The sequence below is a fragment of the Fischerella sp. genome, assembly GCF_013388695.1.
Lineage (GTDB): Bacteria > Cyanobacteriota > Cyanobacteriia > Cyanobacteriales > Nostocaceae > PCC9605.
The window spans coordinates 1-24,617 of the sequence record NZ_JACAEU010000143.1 but is presented as its reverse complement, the minus strand read 5'-3'; the positions used below and the strand labels follow the sequence as shown (position 1 = coordinate 24,617).

17 protein-coding genes and 3 pseudogenes are annotated in these 24,617 nt (G+C 43.8%); 9 read left to right on the top strand and 11 right to left on the bottom strand.

Annotation, left to right across the window (positions count from 1 at the left end):
• Positions 1–14 precede the first annotated feature (14 nt).
• Both treZ and HXY43_RS19360 read right to left on the bottom strand, forming a co-directional pair.
• The gene (gene treZ / locus HXY43_RS19365) at positions 15–1,847 is read right to left on the bottom strand and encodes a malto-oligosyltrehalose trehalohydrolase (protein WP_290886245.1); all 1,833 of its coding nucleotides are present in this window, start codon (positions 1,845–1,847) and stop codon (positions 15–17) included.
• Positions 1,848–1,960: 113 nt separating this feature from the next.
• Complete coding sequence (locus HXY43_RS19360; RefSeq protein WP_290886242.1) at positions 1,961–2,899, bottom strand: hypothetical protein; 939 nt, start codon at positions 2,897–2,899, stop codon at positions 1,961–1,963.
• 345 nt (positions 2,900–3,244) lie between these two features.
• Here HXY43_RS19360 and HXY43_RS19355 point away from each other — a divergent pair, with 345 nt between their 5' ends.
• Positions 3,245–3,874 carry a class I SAM-dependent methyltransferase gene (locus HXY43_RS19355; RefSeq protein WP_290886239.1) on the top strand — a complete coding sequence of 210 codons (630 nt, stop codon included), beginning with the start codon at positions 3,245–3,247 and terminating at the stop codon, positions 3,872–3,874.
• A gap of 29 nt (positions 3,875–3,903) precedes the next feature.
• Here HXY43_RS19355 and HXY43_RS19350 read toward each other — a convergent pair whose 3' ends face one another.
• Both HXY43_RS19350 and treS read right to left on the bottom strand, forming a co-directional pair.
• Positions 3,904–4,380 carry an MFS transporter gene (locus tag HXY43_RS19350; protein WP_290886236.1) on the bottom strand — a complete coding sequence of 159 codons (477 nt, stop codon included), beginning with the start codon at positions 4,378–4,380 and terminating at the stop codon, positions 3,904–3,906.
• Positions 4,381–4,809: 429 nt separating this feature from the next.
• A complete protein-coding gene (treS, locus tag HXY43_RS19345; RefSeq protein ID WP_290886233.1) occupies positions 4,810–8,184 on the bottom strand; it encodes a maltose alpha-D-glucosyltransferase in 3,375 nt (1,124 codons plus the stop codon).
• A 110-nt stretch (positions 8,185–8,294) separates the two neighbouring features.
• Here treS and malQ point away from each other — a divergent pair, with 110 nt between their 5' ends.
• A complete protein-coding gene (malQ, locus tag HXY43_RS19340; protein ID WP_290886230.1) occupies positions 8,295–9,815 on the top strand; it encodes a 4-alpha-glucanotransferase in 1,521 nt (506 codons plus the stop codon).
• Positions 9,816–10,132: 317 nt separating this feature from the next.
• On the opposite strand, the gene HXY43_RS19335 is transcribed toward malQ, so the two are convergent.
• Positions 10,133–10,846 (bottom strand): hypothetical protein, encoded by a 714-nt coding sequence (locus HXY43_RS19335; RefSeq protein ID WP_290886228.1) that lies wholly within the window; start codon positions 10,844–10,846, stop codon positions 10,133–10,135.
• A 627-nt stretch (positions 10,847–11,473) separates the two neighbouring features.
• Between HXY43_RS19335 and HXY43_RS19330 the strand changes: the two genes are divergently transcribed.
• From HXY43_RS19330 to HXY43_RS19320, 3 genes are all read left to right on the top strand, one after another.
• Positions 11,474–12,091 carry a hypothetical protein gene (locus HXY43_RS19330; RefSeq protein ID WP_290886226.1) on the top strand — a complete coding sequence of 206 codons (618 nt, stop codon included), beginning with the start codon at positions 11,474–11,476 and terminating at the stop codon, positions 12,089–12,091.
• A 21-nt stretch (positions 12,092–12,112) separates the two neighbouring features.
• The gene (locus tag HXY43_RS19325) at positions 12,113–12,493 is read left to right on the top strand and encodes a hypothetical protein (RefSeq protein ID WP_290886224.1); all 381 of its coding nucleotides are present in this window, start codon (positions 12,113–12,115) and stop codon (positions 12,491–12,493) included.
• A gap of 169 nt (positions 12,494–12,662) precedes the next feature.
• The gene (locus tag HXY43_RS19320) at positions 12,663–13,007 is read left to right on the top strand and encodes a hypothetical protein (protein WP_290886222.1); all 345 of its coding nucleotides are present in this window, start codon (positions 12,663–12,665) and stop codon (positions 13,005–13,007) included.
• A 509-nt stretch (positions 13,008–13,516) separates the two neighbouring features.
• On the opposite strand, the gene HXY43_RS19315 is transcribed toward HXY43_RS19320, so the two are convergent.
• Entirely contained in the window at positions 13,517–14,347 is an 831-nt protein-coding gene (locus HXY43_RS19315) for a DUF6544 family protein (RefSeq protein ID WP_290886219.1), read from the bottom strand.
• Between the two features lie 132 nt (positions 14,348–14,479).
• Here HXY43_RS19315 and HXY43_RS19310 point away from each other — a divergent pair, with 132 nt between their 5' ends.
• The gene (locus tag HXY43_RS19310) at positions 14,480–16,120 is read left to right on the top strand and encodes a mechanosensitive ion channel domain-containing protein (RefSeq protein WP_290886217.1); all 1,641 of its coding nucleotides are present in this window, start codon (positions 14,480–14,482) and stop codon (positions 16,118–16,120) included.
• Positions 16,121–16,251: 131 nt separating this feature from the next.
• Here HXY43_RS19310 and HXY43_RS19305 read toward each other — a convergent pair whose 3' ends face one another.
• A complete protein-coding gene (locus tag HXY43_RS19305) occupies positions 16,252–18,078 on the bottom strand; it encodes a pentapeptide repeat-containing protein (protein ID WP_290886215.1) in 1,827 nt (608 codons plus the stop codon).
• Between the two features lie 541 nt (positions 18,079–18,619).
• On the opposite strand from HXY43_RS19305, the pseudogene HXY43_RS19300 reads away from it, so the two are divergent.
• A pseudogene (locus tag HXY43_RS19300) lies at positions 18,620–19,219 on the top strand (rubrerythrin family protein); the annotation flags it as partial.
• Between the two features lie 168 nt (positions 19,220–19,387).
• Here HXY43_RS19300 and HXY43_RS19295 read toward each other — a convergent pair.
• Entirely contained in the window at positions 19,388–19,882 is a 495-nt protein-coding gene (locus tag HXY43_RS19295) for a Dps family protein (protein WP_026734518.1), read from the bottom strand.
• Between the two features lie 91 nt (positions 19,883–19,973).
• The gene (locus HXY43_RS19290) at positions 19,974–20,237 is read right to left on the bottom strand and encodes a sulfiredoxin (RefSeq protein ID WP_290886294.1); all 264 of its coding nucleotides are present in this window, start codon (positions 20,235–20,237) and stop codon (positions 19,974–19,976) included.
• Positions 20,238–20,470: 233 nt separating this feature from the next.
• Here HXY43_RS19290 and HXY43_RS19285 point away from each other — a divergent pair, with 233 nt between their 5' ends.
• Both HXY43_RS19285 and HXY43_RS19280 read left to right on the top strand, forming a co-directional pair.
• Complete coding sequence (locus HXY43_RS19285) at positions 20,471–21,607, top strand: transposase (protein ID WP_290886212.1); 1,137 nt, start codon at positions 20,471–20,473, stop codon at positions 21,605–21,607.
• Positions 21,608–21,753: 146 nt separating this feature from the next.
• Entirely contained in the window at positions 21,754–23,349 is a 1,596-nt protein-coding gene (locus HXY43_RS19280; protein WP_290886209.1) for a SpoIID/LytB domain-containing protein, read from the top strand.
• A gap of 118 nt (positions 23,350–23,467) precedes the next feature.
• Here the strand turns inward: HXY43_RS19280 and HXY43_RS19275 are convergent.
• Positions 23,468–24,382, bottom strand: a pseudogene (locus HXY43_RS19275) (alpha-hydroxy acid oxidase); the annotation flags it as partial.
• Between the two features lie 85 nt (positions 24,383–24,467).
• A pseudogene (locus tag HXY43_RS19270) lies at positions 24,468–24,617 on the bottom strand (IS630 family transposase); the annotation flags it as partial.

Genomic DNA, 24,617 nt, shown 5'->3' with positions numbered 1-24,617 from the left:
AACAAACAACAATGCTATTGACTATAAATAACAACACTTTCAGCATTCAGTACAAGTGTTGGCTGTGATTGCGTGCTAAGTGTCTCCGGTAACTGAGAACCTGCACCACCCCAGGTGGAATCGGCGGAATCGAGTAGTTTTTTCCAGTTTCCAGTCGGTATATTTGCTTTCATTTCCACAACTTCTTGACTAAAGTTGAGCCAGCACAATACTTGGCTATTTTCACACCACCGTTGCAGCTGTAAAACTTTCTCTGGTTCTACTACCGACGCTTCTAGGTTGTTACGATCCAAATTAGCTAGCGCGGGAATTTCCCTTCGCAGTTGCAGTAATTTTTGGTAAAACAACCACAGCAGTCGGTTTTTGCCCTCATGACGCTTTTCCCAATTCAGGCGCGATCGCTCCATAGTCTCTACTGCTTGCGGATCTGGTGCTTCTTGACCGTAAATCTCAAAAAACGCTGCAAATTCCGCTTTTCTGCCTTCCCGTACCCCCTTAATTAGGTCAGGGTCACTGTGACTGACAAAGTAGAGAAAAGGAGCAGTTTCGCCATATTCCTCACCCATGAACAATAAAGGAACATAAGGGGACAACAGAATAGCTGCCGCAGTTAATTTTAACCCGTCAAAGGAAATTAGCGAGCTAAGGCGATCGCCCAGCATTCGATTACCTACCTGGTCGTGATTTTGAGAACACACGACAAATTGACTTGAAAGACAGTCACTCGCATCGCTACCGTGATAGCGGCGGCGATGGGGGGAATAGTCCCAAGCGTAGACAAAGCTGTGGCGATAAGCTTTTGCGAGTTGTTCTAGTGTGCCAAAATCTTTATAGTATCCCTGTTGTTCTCCAGTCAGTACGGTATGTAAGGCATGGTGAAAATCATCACTCCATTGAGCGTCAATTCCATAACCTCCCACCTGCGGAGAACGGATAATCCGGGGGTCATTCAGATCGCTTTCAGCAATTAGGTAGCGCTTGTGTCCTTGTTGTTGCGAAAGTTGGGTGACCGCTTCGGCAATTTCTGCCAAAATATGCTTAGCACCAAAATCATAAATAGCGTGAACGGCATCCAAACGCAAACCGTCGATGTGGAAAGTTTCTAGCCAGTAGAGGGCATTCTGGACAAAGTAATTGCGCACCCCATCACTGTAAGGCCCGTCAAAATTAACTGCACTACCCCAAAGGGTTTTGTAATGGTCGGTGAAATAAGTACCAAATCCCCACAGATAATTTCCTTCTGGGCCGAGATGGTTGTAAACAACGTCCAATATTACCGCCATACCTTGCTGGTGACAGGCGTTGACTAATTGCTTCAAACCATTGACGCCACCATAGGAATTTTGCACCGCGTAGGGAAAAGTGCCGTCGTAACCCCAGTTGCGTTCTCCAGGAAACTGGGCAACGGGCATAATTTCAATGGTATTGACGCCTAACTCACGCAGTTCGGGCAACCGGGAAATTACTGCCTCAAATGTGCCTTCTGTAGTAAAAGTCCCTACGTGTAACTCGTAGACAGCCATTTGTGCTAAGGGAATTCCCTGCCAGTGGTCATCATTCCAGCTAAAGCTGCTGTGGTCAATAACTTGAGAAGGGCCGTGAACTCCTTTGGGCTGAGAGTGGGAGGCGGGATCGGCTCGGTCAGTTTGACCCTCAAGCTGATAAAAATAGAGAGTGTCTGGGTCAATGTTGCTAACGCTACCGTGCCAATAACCCCTGTCATCCTTCTGGAGAGGGATAATTTTTTCTTCGGGAGCAATTAGTTTAACAGCAACCTCTCCAACCAAAGGTGCCCAGAGAGTAAATTTGCAAGTGCGATCGCCTGAATATTGAGAACCGATATTCATAAACATAAAATTGTTGGTAGTTGGTGGTTGGTAGTTAGTAGTTAGTATTCATTTGTTAGTAGTTAGTAGTTAGTAGTTAGTAGAACCACTATCCACTATCTACTAACCACTAACTAATCATCATCGTCATGAGAAACTCTGCCTATACGTTGCAGGACAACAAGCGATCGCGCTTCTACTTGTACGGGTTTGTCATTGATGTAGCGTTTGCCGCGTTGGACAAAGCGGGGTTTGGTAGTATCAATAATGGTGAGCCATTTCCAGTCCTGTAGCCTTTCGGGAATATGGAATTCCAGCATTTCGTAATGGGCGTTGAAGAATAATAAGAAGCTTTCATCGATAATGCGCTCACCTCGGGGCCCCGGTGACGCTATTTCCTCACCATTCAGGAAAATGGCGATCGCTTTGGTAAAACCAACGTTCCACTGTTCTTCTGTCATTTCGCCGCCGTCGGGGTTAAACCAAAGGATGTCATGTACGCCGGAACCGTGGATGGCTCGACCTTGGAACCATTTGCGTCTGCGGAATACCGGATGTCTGCGGCGCAAATCAATTAATTGGCGGGTGAAGTCCAAAAGCGCTTCGTTTTCTTCTTGTAAGTCCCAGTCGAGCCAAGAAACTTCATTATCTTGACAGTAAGGGTTGTTGTTTCCGCGTTGCGATCGCCCCATTTCGTCTCCCATCACCAGCATGGGAACTCCTTGAGACAACATCAGTGTTGTCATAAAGTTCCGCAGTTGCTGTCTACGCAGACGCAGCACTTTCGGGTCATCCAGCAATTTGTTGGGGTTGAAGCGATGTCCTTTTTGGGGAGCAAAAAGACCGTGTACCCTAAATCCGTAACGCTGACCGGGTCCGATCGCCGGGACATAACCATGCCAAGTGAAGTTAGTTACTTCTTTGAGTTCCAGTCGGGTTTCTTGCCCTTTTTGGTCGAACAAGCACAACTCAACTTTCGTAGCATGTTCTAAGAACAGAGCGAAGTTAGTACCCTTGCCATCCCAGTTTGCTCCTAAAGGATATGGTCTACCAGGCCAGAGTGAGAGGTACATACAATCAAGCTCCTGTTACAGGTTTTTAAGGCAGGATCGTTATGCCAATATGCATTGAATTTGCAGACTTTCTCGTCGAGGCAATCCTCGCATCTAAGTGAGGATTGCAGCTATTGACTATTGACTGAAGAAAATATTACCAACCACAACACGTATTAGCTTCTCGCGGTATTTCAAATCCTATGCTAAAGGCTAAGTTTTGTAACTCAACCAGTAGAAGGAATTTTTACCTATTCGTTTTATTTTATATTATGGCGAACTCTACCATTTGGGTAAGTTTGTCAATTGGCGATCGCATAAGTAATACTAATTCGCTTTAACTCGTCTACAAATGATGACCCAAAGATGTTATTTAAAGAGGCAGTCAAAACGATGCACAATCATCAGCAACAACAGCAGCAGTTGGGTATTGTAGACAGTCTTCTGATGCAAATGTTTGGACGACCCAAGGGCATACTGGGTCGATTAGGAGGTTTCATTTTAGCCCGCACAAAACGTGATTTTACTCAATGGGTGATTCATCTCCTCGAAGTTCAGCCGGATGACAAAGTGATAGAAGTTGGATTTGGGCCCGGAGTGGCCATTCAGATTCTGGCAGATGCAGTGTCAACCGGGTATGTGGCAGGTGTTGACTATTCAGAGGAAATGGTTGAACAAGCCAGAGTGCGGAATGCGAAAGCGATCGAGGCTGGCTTAGTCCAACTTCAGTATGGCTCGGTGGAAGCACTGCCATTTGCAGATGACACCTTCGATAAAGCTTTGGCGATCAACTCCATGCAAGTTTGGTCAGATGCGATCGCTGGACTGCGAGAAATGCGGCGAGTGATGAAGGTTGGCGGCAAGATTGCGCTTGGGTTTACTCCTTATTCCGGGCAACCGAGTACTGGATTGACCGAAATGCTTACGGCTGCTGGCTTTACTGAGTCACGCTTGGTAGAGACAGATCGGGGTTTCTGTGTGCTGGCGATCAAATGATCGGCTGCTATGCGATCGCCACCCCTAAATCACTCCAAATCGCTACAAAAATTCCTTATACCTACAACCAATACCGTCAGTATCGCCAATATTAGAAACACACTCCGCCAGCTTTGATCAATGACATTGCCGACAGAACCAGCCAATGTCCAACACGCCATGTTTTGCTCGTGGCGCGTCGGTTCGATGTCCATCAGTGTTGCTTGGGAAAGACTGACAAAGGAGCCAGATGCTGGATAAAACAACACAAACGCGGCTAATAACCATAAAAAGTCATGACTGAGGCTCACAAGCAGCAGTGCGATCGCAAAACCAATGCCTCCTCCCAAAATCAATTGCCGTCGCTGACCTAGATCTCCCAAAATCCCCAGAATCGGTTCTATCAGGTTACTGACCGTATTGGGTATCGTCAGCAACAGTCCGACTTGCACGTAGGAAAGATGCAGGTCATTCCGAATTAACGGATAGGCTGCGCCCCGCACTCCATCCACAAGCTCGTCTAACAACTCAATGACCAAGAAGATTATCGTTAATAAAATGACAGTCCTGGTCGTTCTGTTTTTACTATCCAATGACATCGTGGAATTCTCCCGTCCTCAAAATTTCATCACCAGCGCAACATCTTCACAGCGTTGGCGATTGGAGGGGGAACCCACGAACAAACTCTCCACCTTATTTGTAAGGCGAATTGCTTGGTGGAGCGTGTTCTAGCAACTTACCAGGGAGGGAAAATCATAGAGGTGAAGGGTAAACAAATGACTGGTAAATAGGTCTGTAGTCCATTGTAGGCATATCAGAAGTCGCAATATTATCTTCCGAGTCTGTGTCTATTTTCCTCTTTGTGTCTTAGTGTCTTGGTGGTTCAAAAATATTTTTTTCACCACTAAGGCACAAAGACACCAAGTAGAATCGTGGTTTTAACTTAGACAACCCACTTATTTAGAGTTTTGCAACAGTTCTAAAATCCGTTGCAGGGGAACTTCTACCCAAGTCGGACGGTTTCTGAGTTCGTAGTCCAACTCCAGAATTACTTTCTCTAACAAAAAGGCATCGACAAGTACTCGTAACTCTGAAGGATGCTTGGGTACAAAGGCTGCATGGTTAGATGTTGCCAAGTAGGATTTCAAAAAGGCAACACTAGACCAACAGAAGAAAAACTGTTGCCAATGCTCTACCAACGGTAAATCATCTGGGCGGAGTATACCGCTTTCTTTTTCGTTACGCAAGGCAACGCGGCTGGCATAGTACAATGATTCCAGCATTGAGGCAACATCGCGTAGGGGCGATCGCTTCATGCGGCGTTCGCTCAAGGGGCGATCTGAGCTACCTTCAAAGTCAATGATGATGAAATCTTTACCCGTGTACAACACTTCATCTAGGGAATACTTGCCATGACAGCGAGTCCGCATGGCGGTGATTTTGTGATTCAAAATCTCCTGAAAGCGCCCCAAGATCCACTCTCGCTGGTTGAGTACCATTTTTGCTAAGGGCTGTACATCAGTGGGCAGTTGCACCAAGAGTTTGTTCAAAAGTATCAATGTCTGCCCCGCTTGGTTCCGCATATTTTGGTAGATTGAGCGCTGGTAGAAGGAAGAAAACGGTTCGGGTGCAAAATGCACATCTTCGATGTCAGATGCCAGCGCTATATGCAATTCGGCAGTACGTAGCCCCAACAATTCAGCAGAACGGAGATAATTTCCCATGAATTCTTGGGCCATTTCGGGAATGGGAACTTCTAGTGCTGCTTGCAACAAGGAAGGGGGTAGTTCAATATCAGTGATATCTACGTACTTGGGCAGCACTAGTTCAAAAAAGTCGCGCAAGCTGTCGAGGGTATAAGACCAAGCATCCCGAATGTCAGGAATGTATTTTCGCAAGATTCCCAGTGTTATCGGTTCAGCCCCTTTGCGATGATACTCCAGCGCACCTGCGACAGGAGCTAAATGTTCTGGCTGGGGTATGCCTTTGGTAGCTGAAATCTTGGTGAGAAAACGACCAATTTCTAAATCGGGGTTGATGCCTGTCTCGACTTTGCGGAAGATTTTGCAGAACAGGCGATCGCCATAAATTATGCCTGTATTAGTATGTTCTCCCTTGAGTAGATGTGGCTCTAGGAAAACACTAGTAATACTCTCACTAATATTACTGAGTGTTTCTGGGTAATCATCTGTGGTTGTTGCTACCAGTTTGCCCAGCATACCCTCGTAGCATTGATGATGGGTGATTGCATGCAAAGGGATACTGAGAAAGTCTTTGTGTCCGAAAGCATCAAATAGCACTCCTACTTCTTTCTTACCCTGCACGTAAATCTGAGCTACTACCTGTTCGATATTAGTGCTGAAGCGATCGCTACCAACACCATCTGCTTCGTAAGCAAGTGTGAGAACGTAGGTTTGCGGATCGCCTTCTGTATAGTCCACCTGCACTAGAACAATATATGCCTCGACGTCTTTGTAGCAGAGAGGAATTGCCTCGATAATATGGGTAGATTGAATCACCCGCATTTTGCCGTCGAACCAAGCACAGCTACACAAAAAGTCTGGTAGCATCGCTTCCAGTGTTCTCTTGGCCTCGCCTTTAGCAAATATATTCTGCCACTTGTCACCCACGACCAGCTTGGGTATCTGGTTGGGATTGCGAATCGGGCAGGTAAAGCTGGGTTGCATTTGCAGGGTAAACCAGTAAAATGCATGTGGCCCAAGACTGAGGAAGTAAGGAGACTCGCCAATGGCAGGGAAGGCGCTGCGACCAAAAATTTCTACGGGAACCATGCCATTGAATGCAGACAGATCCAGTTCCACTGTCTGTACAAACCGCGACAGATTCGCCACAATCAAAATGTGTTCATCGTTGTAGTTGCGGGTGAAGGCAAGGACTTTGCGGTTTTCTGGATACAGAAACTCAAATGTGCCGCGACCAAAAGCTTGATAACGTCCTCTGGTGGCAATTAGACGTTTTGTCCACCACCACAGAGAATTCGAGTTTGCCCGCTGTGCTTCGACGTTGATTGCTTCATAGTGGTATTCTGGGTCTACAATCAAGGGAGCATAAAGCCTTTGGGGATTGGCACTGCTGAAACCTCCGTTTCTGTCAGGACTCCACTGCATCGGCGTGCGTACACCATTGCGATCGCCTAAATAGATATTGTCTCCCATGCCAATTTCATCACCGTAATACAATACGGGTGTTCCTGGCAGAGACATCAGCAAAGCATTCATCAACTCGATCCGCCGGCGGTTATTTCCCATCAAGGGTGCGAGACGGCGACGAATACCCAAGTTGATCCTTGCTTGCGGGTCTTGGGCGTAGACTTTGTACATATAATCTCGGTCTTCGTCGCTGACCATTTCCAAGGTCAGTTCATCATGGTTTCGCAAAAATAACGCCCACTGGCAATTATCGGGAATATGTGGTGTCTGTTGTAGAATATCAATGATTGGGAAGCTATCTTCCATATGCAGCGCCATATACAAACGCGGCATCAGGGGAAAGTGAAAATCCATGTGGCACTCATCCCCTTCCCCGTAATACTGCACTGCATCTTCAGGCCACTGGTTGGCTTCTGCTAGTAACATCCGGTTGGGAAACTTGTCGTCGATGTGCAGCCGCAATTTCTTTAAAAACGCGTGGGTTTGGGGCAGGTTCTCACAATTAGTTCCCTCGCGTTCATAAAGATAAGGCACTGCATCCAAGCGTAGCCCATCCACACCCATTTCCAACCAGAAATCAACCACGTCAAATAACGCCTGCTGTACTACTGGGTTCTCGAAGTTCAAATCGGGTTGGTGAGAATAAAAGCGATGCCAATAGTATGCCTTCGCTACAGGGTCCCATGCCCAGTTGGAAGTTTCAAAATCCTTGAAGATGATCCGCGCTTCCTGATATTTCTCAGGAGTGTCACTCCAAACGTAAAAATCTCTCTCAGGACTTCCCGCTGGCGATCGCCGCGCCCGCTGAAACCAGGGGTGCTGGTCAGAGGTATGATTGACAATCAATTCAATGATGACGCGAATACCCCGTTGATGGGCGGCTGTTAAAAAAGCCTTAAAGTCCTCCAGATTACCGTAGATTGGGTTGACACTGGTGTAGTCGGCAATGTCATAGCCGTCATCGCGTAATGGTGAAGGGAAAAAGGGCAGCACCCAAACTGCCGTGACTCCCAAATCTTGGAGATAATCTAACTTCTGTGTTAGCCCGCAAAAATCGCCAATGCCATCGCTATCGCTATCGGCAAAGGCTCTCACAGGCACTTCATAAATTACAGCATCTTTGAACCAAAGCGGATCGTCCTTCAATGTCGGATTTTGCATATTTTATACAACCTACTGGCATAAGTTATTGTACTAAGGGGGCTCGCTGCCGTGTTTGAATTTTTTGACCTTTTCGTATTCCCTGATACCGATTTTCTTAGGATATTGTGATGAGTTTTCAAAGAGCAAGCGGAATTTTGTTACACCCTACTTGTCTACCCAGTCGATTTGGCATCGGTGATTTAGGTCAGTCGGCTTACGAGTTTGTGGATTTCTTGCAGAGAAGTGGTCAAAGATTGTGGCAAATTTTGCCATTGGGACCCACTGGCTATGAGCACTCGCCCTATACCATGAATTTTAGTGCTTTTGCTGGAAACCCACTGCTGATCAGTCTAGAGCAGTTGGTACAACAGGGTTTACTATCTCAAGAGGAATTGACGCCCCTACCCGAGAGTGCACAAGATCACCCCAACCGAGTTAACTTTGACGCAGTAATTCCTCACAAGACAAAATTCCTCCGTCTTGCTTACGAACGTTTCCAGCAATCTTTAAACGAAAAACCGAACCCTGTGTTTGAGCAATTTTGTCAGACACAGTCAGCTTGGCTTGACGATTACGTGCTGTTCATGGCACTACTGGAAGCGAACGATGGCAAAGCGTGGAGTCAATGGAAAAGTGCGATCGCCCGCCGTGAATCCAGTGCTTTGATGGCTGCTGCTGAGAATTTAAAGGAAGCTATATCCTACCACAAGTTTTTGCAATTTATAGTGTTCCAGCAGTGGTCTCAACTGCGTGCCTATGCCAACGGCAAAAATATCCAAATTGTTGGAGATATTTCGATTTATGTCTGTCACAACAGCGCTGATGTGTGGGCAAACCCGGATATCTTTCAACTCGATCCGCAAACACTAGAACCAGCCTACATTGCGGGAGTGCCACCAGATTACTTCTCTGCTACCGGGCAACTGTGGGGAAATCCAGTTTACGATTGGGATAAGTTGCTGCAAACCAACTTTGCTTGGTGGATCGAACGCTTTCGGGCGACATTACAATATGTAGATATTGTCAGAATTGACCACTTCCGGGGTTTTGAAGCTTACTGGCGCGTAAGAGCTGGGGAAGAAACAGCCATCAATGGCGAGTGGGTGAAAGCACCTGGGGTCGAATTTTTTGAAACTTTGGGAGATACCTTGGGCAGTTTGCCTGTGATGGCAGAGGATTTAGGTATTATTACACCAGAAGTAGAAGACTTGCGCGATCGCTTTGAATTTCCGGGAATGCGGATCTTGCAATTTGCCTTTGGTGGTGGTTCTGACAATGCTTACCTGCCCCATCATTATGTTAGGAATTGCGTCGTTTATCCAGGCACTCATGATAACGAAACTACACTAGGCTGGTGGCAGGGGGGAGCTAAACCCGAAGAAAAGCAAATGGTTGCCAAATATCTGGGTTATGATTCACCTGAAGAAATTCTGGAAATCAATTGGGAATTCATCCGCACGGCTTTAGCTTCTGTTGCTGATTTAGCGATTATTCCACTCCAGGATATTTTGGGTTTAGATAACAGCGGCAGAATGAACGATCCGAGTGTGAATGCAGGTAACTGGCGTTGGCGTTATACCAGTTCTGATTTACTTACCTCAGAGTTAAGTCAAAGATTGTTGGAGATGACACAACTCTACAGTCGGTAAATATGGGACGGGCAAAAGCCCGTCTTTTTTGTCAGTAGTGATTATGAACTACACACTTAACAGTGTAGGTAAAAATACTATTGCTAAATTTTTTACTATTATATACCGCAAAATTACTGACGAGAAGGTGAAGCTCATATTAATTGGCTTCTCTCTGAGTTTGGAGATGATGTCTTCCCAGACAGAGACTGATGCCCACAATCAGGGCATGAAAAATCGATCACCGATACACACAGATACATACAGATAGGTTACGGGTGTGCTGATCGCGCGATCGCTTTCCCTTTTCCCCGTTCCCTGTTCCCCCAACCCTATTTTCAAGCTAGATAAGAGTATTCGCCATAACCTTCGCTGTCGTTTCTGGCTAACTTCCCAATTTGCAAAACAGCCTCTACATTGTCCAAAATCAGCAAGCAATGAGAAGAACATAAACATTGAAGTAAATATCTGATCTGAGTTTTTGCTTCCTGTTGATTTGGCAAAAAGGGGACAAGTTCACCTAAAGGACTTGCTAGCGGTTCTGTACTAGGTTGCGATCGCCAGATCGCCCGATCGAACTCATCTTCTATTTGTTTTACCAACTTCGCAGCTAAGGAAGTTTTGTCTATCTCCCTAAAACTTACAAATGCCACTAGTCTGCATTTATCTTGTAGTATCCATTGTCTAAGCTTGCTGAATTCTTCTGTGCGTTCCAAGAAAGCCGAAGTATTAGGTACATCACTAAAATCTTGTCGTTTCTTTTTTTCCTTATAATTCAGAATTTCTTGAGTCTGTTGATATCGCTCCAATGCTTGTCGAAAGTTCTTTTTCGTAATTTTCTCTCCTAATGCTTGAGATAGCAAATTCCATAATACAGACCCTACATCTTTCTTGATATAGTCGAGGCAGTAGCCACGATCGTTGGCAAACTGTTCGTATGTTTGATTTTCATAAGATGCTTTCAATAAATCACTTTGTAAGTCAGTTAGATGTCTGCCAGTTGATTCATAGACCACTTTATCCGCTATGTCTAATAACTCTTTAAAATTCATATTTACAACCCATTAAATGAATCTTCTTCAGGCAAAAAAATTTATAAACCGAGAAAACTTCTCAGTCCTAAATCAATTTTTGAATATTGTCAATTGAAGGTGCTTAGTTTCACACTAAGAGGATATTTTAAAAGTATTATTTCACACTCAAATCGACAGTGATAAAACGCTGTTAAATGAGACTTTTCACATCTGCATAAGTTTAAAACGAGATTTTTCAAGAGACTGTACAACTAGACTAAGTCTGTATATTAGGGAATTATATTCGCCCAATACTTTCGCAACATCACCTAAGTATATTCTCTAATTTAGATAATACTGAGTATTGATTGTTTTATTTCAGTCTTTGTCTTCTCTTCAACATTTCCTTATTATTCTTTCAAATCAAAAACTTTTGTAACCTGAATGACTTGAGTAACAGATCGATGTTTACTGCATGAACCTGAATCTTTTCCAATCTCCCACTTAATCCCACAAAACCCCCCTCGTGTTTTTTTGTGATTCTTGGGAATATCGAATTGTGATGAATAACGAACAGAAAAGGTTCGGACAACTCAATACTTAAAGAGTAACTCAAGTGGCAACTATCACAGATAACAATGACCGACTTCATCTAAAAAACCTCAAATGCTTAGAAAAGCTTTAAGAACATTAGCTAACCACTCATTACTATGTCTGCTTGTAGTAGTCAGCATAAATGTAGAAGCCCAAGCACAATCTATCAATAACTCTGTTAATTCCCAATCTCAACCCAATCAAGAGCAGACTCTTGATAACCAGCAACGAAACTCTGCTGCTATTAATCAAACTGGAGTCTATAACCTTGGTGAATCAGCTGCTTATAAGATTCAAGGGCTAGCTGGAATCCAGGTTGTCTGTCCCCGACCATCTTTAATATTAGGAACTTCCTTTAGTTCCTTTGATGGGATTAGCTTCTCCAACAATGCTTCTTATGGTGTGAATGTTGCTTTCGTTATTCCTCTGGGTGGAAACCTAGAAAGTACCTGCAAGCGGATGGCTGAAACCATTGCTCGCAAGACTCAATATGATGTAGAGATTATCAATGCTCGCGCCTGTGCTGAACTAATCGGTGCTGGTGTCCAATTAAGCCCCGACAGTTTTCCAACTATTTATGCTGTCTGTAAAGGGGTTTCTATAAAGAGAACTAATACAAATGAACCTAACAAACCGCTCAGGTTCCAGTCTCAAGAATTACCCAAATATGAGGCTGAAAAAGACAACTAATTTCACAAAAAGGATAAAGTCATGAAGAAAGTTCTTGGTTTCGCTATTCTTGCTACCTTTTTAGCTACTCCTGCTTTTGCTGGTGAAACTTTTGTCCGTAACGAGTGGACAAACAGCCACACCTATACAGAAACTGACTTAAACCTTGATTCTACAACCACCTCAAATCGCAACGAATACTACAATTCTTTTGCTGATAAGATTTACGTAGATGGTGATGTTAACACCAAATATTCTTGGGGTGGTAAAGAAGTTTCGTTTGAGGATTTTACTGTTCACACCGCCGGCTCTAGTCTGTACGGAAACTTTCATGAAAATATTGTGAGCAAAATCACTGGTACTATCGAGTCTATTACTAACTCATACACTAATTCCCACGAAACCAGTGCAGGTGTTCGTTAGTTCCGAACCAGTTTGATGTGATTTGAAAAGATTGTAGGGTGGGTATTCCACCCTTTTTCTTATGAAATATTTAATATTGTTATCTCTTGCCCTGTCGGGATGGATTGCCTTCATCTATTCCCATCAAAAATTTTTTATTGATCAATTTCCTATCTTGTCTATGAACTCTATGTTCAAAATATCTAATCAAAATCCTCACGAGAATATACAGATTCAGCAAACAGATTTGCAATCTCAAATCAAGCAAGATTTATATAACTCTATATCTACAGGAATGTCCTATGATGAAGTTCGTTCTATCATAGGTTGGGATGGCATCTTGATTTATCAAAATAATATCGATTACGCAGGTGGAAAAATTAATGAGAAGATTTACCAGTGGAATAATCAAGATATTTATTCGACTGACAACCAATCTCAAAGAGCAGATAGTAGGAATCCATACTGGAGTGTGACACTCCAATTTCAAAATGATATCCTCATTAATAAAGCATCCTTTAACCTAGAACCTTAGGCATTATGTAAAAATAACTTGAATAAATACTACGTTAATCCGAAAATAAACTTATTTGGCAGAAGATACCAAATAACCTTCTGCTGGGCGAAGACTAAAGCAGCAAATCCCAAACCTGCTAAGCGTTAAACAGTTGTCTAATTAATTTTGATAGATTTGTAGTGGGGGCTTTAGCCCTCATTTAAGCATTAAAGTGCTTACTACAAGCTTCCTTAGACTGTCATAATCTTTGTGGCAGATCACTAGTCTGTGAGTGATACATGGTGCAACGAGGTTGCGATCGCACCTGCGCAACCAGCCTAAAATTAGCTCATACCAAATTGCGTTCAGATGTAGCAATTCGTGCCCTCTCCCCCTCCCCTCTCCCAAATTGGGAGAGGGGTGCCGGCAGGCGGGGTGAGGGAAGTACTATCTTTGACTGCAACTTAGTATCAGTCACAAAGGCTCCCAATAATTGCCACCAAAGGGTGTAGAACCCAATGTGCACATTTACTCATAGCAAAACTCCATCACTGAAACTCTGCTTTTTCAATCGTGGCGCGAAAGAATTCTAAATAACGTTCTGTACCAAACCACCAACCGACGCTCATTTGGGATGGAATTGTGAAGCCGCCAAACTTTTGTTCTGCTTGCACTTCTGCTCCAAATGGAATATAAGCCCAACTACCATTCTCTGTCTTGTCTCCCCAACGCAGCAGAGAAACCTTAAGTAGTTTACCATTGGCGTCTACAACCAGCGTTAGCGTTACAGGTTGATCATCAATGATAAGATGTGCTTGCGCAGTGTTCTCATCAATAGCCTTCCAAATCACACCTTGTTGAGGTAGCAAAGCAGAGGGTAGCCACATAAACTCTGCTGCCAGTCGTCCAATGCTAGAGCGGGCAATATCGTGAGTGTGAGCATTTACTAAAGGAATGATTCCCCACAGAGAAAACTGCATTTTGCCCGAGCCGTTGCTGTAGTAATCAGCACCAACTACTTGAGACAAACCACTACCGACGGCTGCTTTCCAGACGAATCCTTTTAGCACTGAAATGATCTCTTTGGCTCGCATCGGCATCCAAAGTTGATCTGGCGCTAGCCTAAAACTGCCACTCATTTCCAGATTTACGGAAGATGCCAGGGGTGTTCCTGGTGCGATTGCATGTAAAAAGTAGCGCTTTGCAGGAGCGGGTAATCCTGCAACCATATCCTCTGTAAAAACATTTTCTGTGGGTGCGGATGCGAGTGTTTGCCAGATTTTATTTACTTCGTTGCTATTTTTTATTTGGACTATGACTAAAGTTAAGAATGCGATCGCTAGTAACGCTGCGATGCTGAGTAAAATTTTTGTCAACATTTCGAGTTAGATTCAACCTGAATTTATCTCAAATTTAGGATCAAAAAATGAGAAACTTTTGAGGAACTGAACTACAGAGTTGGAATTCTTTTCCCTAAAACGCGATCGCAAACTCAGCAACCCTTGGTAAAAATGAGAAAAAATTATCAGTTTCCTCTGACTCGGTACTTTCAACTTATGCGGATGAGCATCATTGTGCTGGTGTTCGTGATGAGCTTGCTGCTGGTTCCTGCTCAAGCACAATCTACTAAAAATGCTCCCGTTGCCATAGATGGTAGGCTAGTTTTCCGTGTCAGCAATACTGAGCGATTAAGCGCCCCAGAAAGAGCTAACTTCATTAGTTCTCAATTGCAAGCAATCGTAAAATCTCAAGAAGCACCAGATATTAAAATTGAACGACGCAACGAATCTCCAATCATCTTTATTAATGGTCGTTATTTGCTGACTGTCACGCAAACCGATACCGTTGCTGCTAGCAATCCTGAAGAACAAGCTGGTATGTGGGCTGAGGATATTCGCAATGCGATTCAAAAAGCTCAAAACGAGAGAAGCACACAGTTTATTCGCAACACATCCATACTGAGTGTTGTGATTGTTTTGATGGCAGTTGGTATAAATCGAGTGTTGGGAATTTTGTGGCAACTCACACAGTACCGAGTCTCTCAACTGCTGGTGTCGGCTGATTCATCTGGCGATAACCAAATCCAAAATACATCTCGGTTGCTATTCAAAGCCACACTGCTGTTAGCACGGATTGCTCTTTGGGTGGGGGTTGCCCTCTATATCACAAATTTATTCCCTGTTACCCGGCAATGGAGCTATAACATAGCCAGCAGCATTATTGCTAGCCTCACCTCTCCAATTTTTTCGCTTGGGCAAAAAGCCTACTCGCTCACAGACATCTTAATTTTAGTCGTCTTGCTCTTTGGGTTAATTATATTTACAGGTACGACAACTAATTTGCTACGCTCTCGGATTTTAGGCCGGATGCGGATCAGTCGGGGAGCGCAGGAAGCGATCGCAATTATCTTCAAATACGCGCTGATTAGTTTTGGTACAGTTGTTCTTTTGCAAATTTGGGGACTGGATTTAAGTTCTCTAACAATCGTGGCAAGTGCGTTAGGGGTTGGGATTGGTTTTGGTTTTCAAGACATTGCTAAGAACTTCGGTAGTGGATTGGTGTTATTGTTTGAACGTCCCATCCAAGTAGGTGATTTCATTGAAGTGGGTGAATACATGGGGACAGTGGAATACATCGGAGCGCGTAGTGTAGTTATTCGCACCCTAGATAGGGTTTCTATTATCGTGCCCAACTCCCGTTTTCTAGAGACTGAAGTGATTAACTGGAGCCACCGCAACCCTGTTTCCCGGATTCATTTGCCAGTAGGAGTTGCTTATACCTCAGATGTGAATTTAGTAAAATCCGCACTCATTGAAGCTGCTATTGGTCATCCTGAAGTACTGAAACTACCGCAACCCCAGGTGTTTTTTTTGGGATTTGGTGATAGTGCCATTAACTTTGAATTGCTCGTTTGGATCGACAAACCACACCAACAAGCACCAATTATGAGCGATATCTATTTTCTCATCGAAGCTTCTTTCCGAAAACATAACATTGAAATTCCATTCCCTCAACGAGACTTAAATATGCGTACGGTCGATTTACCCATCAAGCTTTCATCAGAACTCGAACAAGCTTTGTTGCGGTTAACTCAAGGAATGAATGGAAAAGGCAGAAGTCACGAGACAGAAAGCAGAAGGGGAAACCCATAAATTGGCGCGATTAGTGCAGTGTGGCGAAAATAACTAACTAAGTACAACATTGCACAAATTCGTAACGAAATTCAGATTATCAAAACTCTGCGTTCCTCTGCGGTTCCTCTGCGTTTTTACACAAAGCTCTACTAAGACGTAAATTGCGATCCACAGTTAGAACAAAACTTGAAATTACTCGGATTCTTGTAACCGCATTTGGTACAAAAAATATGTTTTTCATCAGATGCACTATTTACTTTCTCCACGATTTGTTGGTTTTTATCACCACGTGATGATTGGATTTTGGTATGAACTTGGCCACCGCTAAAACTTTGAGAAATTCCCCTAGGTCTATTACTCAAAAGACTTACATATTTAACATTTGAATAAAAACTCGGGTGCTCTAGCGCTGTCATGACCATATTTTCTAATCTACTAATTTGTTTTTCTTTCTCTGCTATTAGTAAATTTATTTCTCGGTCTGACAAGGCTTTTATCTGATTATAAGTAGCAAAATATTCTTCACTTAATTCAGATTTGTCAGCTTGTGTTGCAGTTTGGGCACGCAGTAAAAACTTATCTTGTCCGCGTTTTTCTATTGCTACAATTTCTAACTCAGCATCTGGATGGTTTTCTGCTAACTGTTTGAATGAAATTGCAATCGCACGGGGGTCAACGCCTTGATGATGGTAAAGATCGAGGGTGTCGAAAATCGGCTGAATAAAATCAGCAAAGCCCCCATTTTCAAAGACTTCCTGTCGGTTATCTGGTTTTCGTAAAGGGTCTGGGTTTTCTTTGGTGGGTAATCGCATATAAACATACTCACACCTCACCCGATTCAACTTAGTCTCGCTGGTAATACCCCAATCTTCAATAAAGGCTCCGGTGAGAATAGCACCTGTAAAATCAGTTTTGTTTAGTTGTGTTTGTACTAACTTTGCTCTGGATAGATCGGCATTCTGTAAGTTGGCTGTACTTAAATCAGCTCCAATAAAGCTAGCATCTGCTAGGTTCGCTCCTTTTAAGTTGACACCTCGCAGATCGCAATGGTCGAAATTCCGATCCTGTCCGTGTCCTGTAATCAACAATTGACACACTTGTGTGTTCTGAAGGTAAGTTTTGCCAGGATTAACACGATCTAGCATTTTGGCTTGGTGGAAACAGGTATGAATTAAGATAGCACCCCGAAAATCTGCACTTTTTAGTTCGGCTGAGGTGAAATCAGCGTCAGTTAAGTCTGCACCGCGAAAACTCGTACCTGCCGTAGTAGCAAAGGCAACGGCAAATGAGCGAAGCGGGGCATTTTTTTCATCTCCAGCTAAGGTGCACCACCCAATGTAAGCGTAAAGTAGCACAAAGGCCAAGGCTCCGGCGAAAGCTCCAGCAACCGCGAAGGCTCCAGCGACGGCTAAGGTTCCAGCTACTGCAAAGGCTCCAGCAAAGGCTCCGGCGATCGCAAAGGCTCCAGCAAAAGCTCCCGCAACAGCTAAAGCTAAAGCTCCAGCAAAGGCTCCAGCAGCGGCAAATGCTCCAGCGATCGCTAAGGCTCCGGTGACAGTCCCGGTAACGGCTCCACCAATAGCAAAGGCGACAGCGACGGTAAAGATAAAGAACTCTAAAGCTGTTACTAAACCGTAGCGAATCGTGATAATAAAGAAGACTGTAAGTGTTATTAACGAGCCTGCACTAGCAGTGAAATTTTTAGAGATGTAGGAATCAAATATAATTCCGACGAAATCGCCTGCATACCCAGACAATATTCCTGATAGCGCTGACAGTAGCCATGAGACTAAGACCAATCCAATTACCCAACGTCGCTGCAATCCAGCTTTAGCCTCTTTAAAGTTGGCTGCTTTTAAAATGGCATTGGTAAAATCTGCGCCTCGGATATCTGCATGGCTAAAATTAGCACCAGCAAGATTTTGGCCTTTAAAGGAGCGTCCTCGGAGATTTTGACCACAGAAGTCCTGGGGCATAACTCAACTAGGAAGAGGTTTGTACTTGCATTTTGATACAGATTTGCTCATGGGTATTTCAAATGTTGAAAAAAATAACATGGGATAATCATTAAAGCAATTCCCATATCTAATGGCTAAGCTACACAAATATCTACTTAAGTTTCAACAATAGTGGCGATCGCTCTGTTTTTTGCAAGTTTTGGCAACTTCTAAGCGAGTATCAAAATCTGCCTGATAAATATTGGAACTTCATTCACGAGTATCAAAACTTAGTCACCAAGTATCGGAACTTCATTTACGAGTATCAAAGCCCTTTTCAAGGGGGATTTAGGGGGATCTCCAAAGATTGAATTCTACTAACTGAACCGTATTGTATCAGAGCCTGATCAGCAAAGATTAGAACCTCTCCCTTTAACCCTTGCTCTTTACCCTTTACCCGACTTCTGTGTATTCGCAAGATTGGAATACTTTTAGCAAGAAGAGAAAAGACAGGTGTTGCTGTTATTTTGTAATATTCCGTTGATTAAGTTAGCCTCAGTACTACCTAATCTTTCCCAATAGCGAACTGTCGAAGTTATTTCGGGAAACGGCAAATCAAGAAACAGAACACGCTTTTGCTCACTTTCGGTTAATGCATCCAGAATTGGTAGTTGGTGATGTCGCTTCGTTAACAGACGAACAAAAGAAAGCGATCGCAGCTCGTTGTTTAGAGTTAGCGATTGAAGGGGAGACTTATGAATATACCACCATGTATCCAGAATTTACCGAGCAGGCGCGTGCAGACCGAGATCATAAAGCCGTAGTCGAGTTTGAATCTCAACAGGCAGAGTCTCGCGAACATGCTCAGATATTCCGCAAAGCAGCCCATAACTTTGGTTTGCTAACGCACATTGAAAATCATCATGCCCGTCAATATACGGAAGCACTCCATGTGCTGCAAGGAGAGGCACCCACTGCCAAAACAGCTAGCAGCGATCCTGCTACCCAGAAATGGATTTGCCGCCAGTGTTCAATGATATATGACCCCGTAGTCGGCGATCCTGATTCTGGAATTGCTCCTGGGACGCCCTTTGAAGCAATACCTGAAGATTGGCACTGCCCGATTTGTGGCGCTAGCAAGAAAACCTTTGTTCCCTACGAGGAAGCAGTTACAGCTTAGGGAATAGAGATTAGGGGCTATAGGGAAAGGTTAAAGGTAAAAGGGCTTTCCCCTCTACCCTTTTCACCTACCCCTGTCAAGGTGTGAGTCTTGGAAATGGATTTTTCTTGGTGAGTCCACTTGCCGTCTTGGACAATAGGTAATGGGTCAATTACCTATTACCTATTACTATTCTTCCAACAAACTTCTCAACATCCAAGCGGTCTTTTCATGTACTTGCATCCGCTGGGTTAATAGGTCGGCGGTGGGTTCGTCGTTTACCTCTTCGACTACAGGGAAGATAGACCGTGCAGTTCGCACTACGGCTTCTTGCCCTTCTACTAGTAGGCGAATCATGTCCGTAGCTTTGGGAACCCCGGTAGTTTCTGAAATTGAACTCAGTTTGGCAAATTCGCTGTAGGTTCCGGGTGCAGGATAGCCAAGTGCTCTGATCCGTTCAGCGATTAAATCAACTGCTGTGGCTAATTCTGTATACTGCTGCTCAAACATCAAATGCAAAGTTTGGAACATTGGCCCGGTTACGTTCCAGTGGAAATTATGGGTTTTCAGATACAGACTGTAGGTGTCAGCCAAAAGACGAGACAAACCCTCGGCAATTTTCGCTCTATTGGCTTCGTCGATACCGATGTTAACTGGTAGAGATGTTTTGGTTTGAGATTGCATAGTTTTCTCCAAAATTAGTCAAATTTTGTTGTTTGTTGGTTGATGGTAGTTGATTGGAACAAACAACTAACAACCAACAACAAACAACTCTTTACGCTAAATGCCTCATTAAAACACTCTTGGGTGCTTTGCGAACTCTGGCTAAAATAGTCTCTTTACCTAAACGCTGGCAAGCCTCATAACGATGGCATCCAGAAAAACCGTAATATTGTCCCTCTACTTCTAAGACATCTATTGGTTCTTGCTGCCCGATCTCACGAATTGATTCCATTAAGGCCTCTACTTTCTTGGGATCGTTTTGGCGTGGTAGAGGTCGTCTAATCTGATTCAAGGGTATTTCTTTGACTTTCACCATATACTGCTTTGTTAATTCCCTGTCACCTATATAAATCATACTCATTATGACTTCGCATTGCAACTGAATTGTTAAGAGAGTTTAAAATGTTGCCAATATCAATGGCTAAACTAATGGCATATAGCTACTAAACTACTAAGAGAAACGTTGAGAGCCTCCGCACTGTCTTCCGGAGGGTGAAAACGAGGAGAGACGTATCCTACACACTTTGTAGGATATAGTATGATTTGGACATGGCAAATCTGTCACTAACACTAAAGCTCCCGTTTTATCGACTTAATCAAGTTAAGGCACTTGAGTTTGAAAGACTAACTGCTGTCAACACTCAGGTGGCTAATAAATTGTTGCGAGTCGGAATTAAGGAGCGAAAAAAGTTAACCAGTGCGGCGTTCCGTCACATTGAAATAGGTTCAATGTGGATTAATCAAACAATTAGGAACACCAATGCAAAAATCAAGGTTAAGCACTTTAAGCAGATGTGGCTTGAGGTGAATAATCAAGGTTTTGAGATTGCCAAATCAGGAGATTTATATACAGTTTCTTTTAGCCTTTATCGAGGTAGAAAAGGACGCATCCCTTTGTCTGTTCATCAAGCTTCGCATGCCGATGTTTTGGAAAAACTGATTTCTGGAGAAGCCAAGTTGGGTTCTCTCAAGCTGTGTAAATCCAAAAAAGGAATTTGGTATGCGCTCATTGCTGTGTCGATGGATGTTCCCGATGCAGGTGAGATTAAGGGTTGGATCGGAGTAGATAGAGGACAAAACAATATTGCTGTTGCTGCACTGCCAAATAGTTTTGGTAAGTTCTGGAAAGGTGGACGGGTTAAAAGTTTGAGAAGACAATTTCAACGTACCCGCAAAAAACTCCAACAAGCTAAACAAATTAAGGAAGTGAAGCGACTAGAGCAACGTGAAAGACGTATTATGACCCATATTAACCATGTCATTTCAAAACAATTAGTACAGTTTGCGTCATACTTTGGAATGGGGTTACGGTTTGAGGATTTGTCTAGTTGCCGTCAGACAATGAAGCAGAAAAAGAAAACTAAATCCGATGCCGCTAAAAACCTTGATACATGGGCATTTTATCAGTTGGAATTTTTTACCAAATATAAAGCAGTTCGTGCAGGTGTACCAGTTGAATCTGTGAGCGCGTCATACACTAGCAAATCAGATCATCGTAACGGTGTTTTAGGTGTTAGAAATGGGGATTGGTTTAGAGGTTATGACGGTTATCGCTGCAATGCTGATTGGAATGCTAGTCAAAATATAGGTCAGTGGATAGGTTTTTCATGCCCTCTGGATCTTCAGAAGACTGTATCTGCAATGGGTGCAGTTGATGTAGAGGGTGGGGTCAATGACAGTCCCTAATTAGTGTGAAATGTCTAATCGGGTGGATTTATCCCTCGATTAGACAACCGCTAGAATCACCGCCCTTGAAGCTGGCGGTGAGTGTCAAAAAGGAAATTCGTCATCTAACTTAAGATGACACTGGCTGCCGCATCTAGTTAATTGCTATGAAAATATCGTTCTGGCCTTATTCCCATACTGTACTGACAACATTTTGTTTATTGGGGTTGACAGCTGCATCGCGTCCTGAAGGAATTACAGAGGATGTAGAGTTACGGGTTGGAATTGTGCAGCGATTTGGGGATAGTCCTAAAGAACAGATACAACTCGAACCCACACAAGGCGATCGCTTACGGCTAACATTTAAAACGGGTAATCAGCAGCAAACTCTGGTTACAGCCAAACCCGTGAAACTGGAAGTGATGATGCAACCCATCGCGCAACCAACTGTTGAGGAACAGGTGGTGTTGGGAACCTACCGCACTTATGAAACTGCCGAAGATAGCGCTAAAAATTGGCGTGCTAAGGGAATAGAAGTAGAAATAGTCCAGCCAGAACGCTGGCAAATATGGGCAAAACGGGACGTTTATAGTACTCCTTTATTGCGCCGCTTGCTATTGGAGAGTGTCCAGGCAGCTGGCAAGAAAAAAGCAATAATTGATACTAAAATTCAGCAGCAGACACCACAAGTTAGTTGGGTAGTCAATGACAAGCGTTACAGCCACAATTATCTAGAAATTAGCAGTAGCAAAAATTTAGTTAAGGTCAATGAAGGCAAAAAACCAAATAATACTCGCCTTTACGCCGGACGCCTGCAATTACAGCCAAATGCCTACGGCACTTACACTCTAGTTAATCAAGTACCTTTAGAAACTTATTTACGCGGGGTGGTGCCCTACGAAATTGGCGCACAAGCCCCGATGGCAGCAATGGAAGCCCAAGCGATTATTGCCCGCACCTATGCACTACGGAATTTACATAGATTTGCGGCTGATAAGTATCAATTATGCGCTGACACGCACTGTCAAGTTTACTATGGACTCAAGGGGGTGACTGCTGTCACAGATCGGGCGATCGCATCTACAAAGGGTATGGTACTAACTTATAATAACGAATTAGTGGACGCCCTTTACTCTTCTACTACTGGTGGTGTCACAGCGGCTTTCAGCGATGTCTGGAATGGCGACGATCGCCCTTATCTAAAACCGATAGTAGATTCGCTTAGTAATATTTGGAACATAGCCGGGCAAAATCTCGCGGATGAAAATAACTTCCAGCGGTTTATCCGCTTGCAAAAGGGATTTAATGAAAGCAAGTGGGATTTATTCCGCTGGCGGCGAGAAACCAAACTGGAAGATATTGCCAAGGGTTTGCAGAAGTTTCTCAAAGTGAAAAATAGTCCCTATGCCAAGTTCAAAACTATCAAGGATATGAGGATAGTCAAACGCAGCACAAGTGGACGCATTCTTAAACTCGCAGTTGATACCGATATCGGTACATTTCACCTACATAAAGACGAAGTTCGTAGCGCTTTTATTGCTCCTGTTAGCACGCTGTTTTATTTGCAGCCTCTCAATAAAGGTCAACCAAAATTATGGGGGTATGCTTTTATTGGTGGCGGACTCGGACATGGGGTAGGCTTGAGTCAAACAGGCGCACAAAATTTAGCCAAGCTGGGTTGGTCGAATGAGAGAATACTCCAGTTCTACTATCCTGGTACTCAAATTCAAGTTCTCAACAATACAATCAAGCTCATTAACTAAAGTGTTACGCATTGAATTTGCACACTTACTCGTGAGGGTTGTCCTTAGTCATTAGTCATTGGTTACTTGTTAGTGGTTAGTGGTTAGTGGTTAGTGGTTAGTGGTTAGTAGTCAACTACTATCTACTAACTACTATCAAACTAGAATCAACATTTTCCAACTTGGCACAACCGCTTAATGCCATTGCTAAATCAAGTTCATCGCGTAAAATTTCGATGACATGAGCCACACCTGCTTCTCCACCCACAGCTAATCCCCACAACACGGGACGCCCTACAAGTACGGCTTTAGCCCCCAGTGCCAAAGCTTTGAGAATATCAGTACCTCTACGAATACCACCGTCTACAATTACTTCAGCACGTCCATCAACTGCTGCTACGACTTCAGCTAAAGCATCAACAGAAGCGATCGCCCCATCTAATTGACGACCACCATGATTAGAAACAATAATTGCTTTTGCACCACATGCAACGGCACGTGCAGCATCATCACCCCGTAAAATTCCTTTAATTGCCAATGGTAAGGGGCATATCGATTGCAACCATTCTAAATCGCCCCAAGTTACTGCCGGATCGAGCTGCTGGGCAAAATAAGTAAATAACCCAGATTCTCCTTGTTGGTGAGGAATGTTTAGCCCTGAGAGGGTGGCGAGGTTAGCGAGTTGTAAACCCGGTGGCAGGGCAAACTGGTTGCGCGTATCGCGTTCCCGCCGACCGAGAACAGGTGCATCAACAGTTACACACAACGCTTGATAACCTGAAGCATAAGCACGTTCTACTAAAGCACGGGTAAGACCGCGATCGCGATGTATATATAATTGAAACCACACAGGTGCAGTTGAGGTTGACGAATGATAGGCGCGTGCCACCTCTTCCAGACTCTGAGTAGACATCGTACTCAATACCATACCCGCACCAGCAGCAGATGCTGCTTTTGCCGTCGCTAGTTCTCCCTCTGGATGGGCAAGACATTGAAATGCCATCGGTGCAATTAACAGGGGCATTTGGAGGGGATGACCTAAAATCTTGGTTGTGATATCAATTCCGGTTGCGTCAGAATGATAAAGGTTTTGTTTTTGGCCACCAGTGGAAACATGCGATCGCTTGAATCAAAGATGGCTGTTTGAGAAGAACTTGGCAACGTTGAAACAGAACTTGCTCTAATTCATCAAGGCTTTGGAATGAACGATGAGCTAGTGGTTCATTAATTAAAGGCCAAAGACGTTCGGCAGGCTGTAGTTCAGGAGAGTGAGAAGGTATAAATTCTAG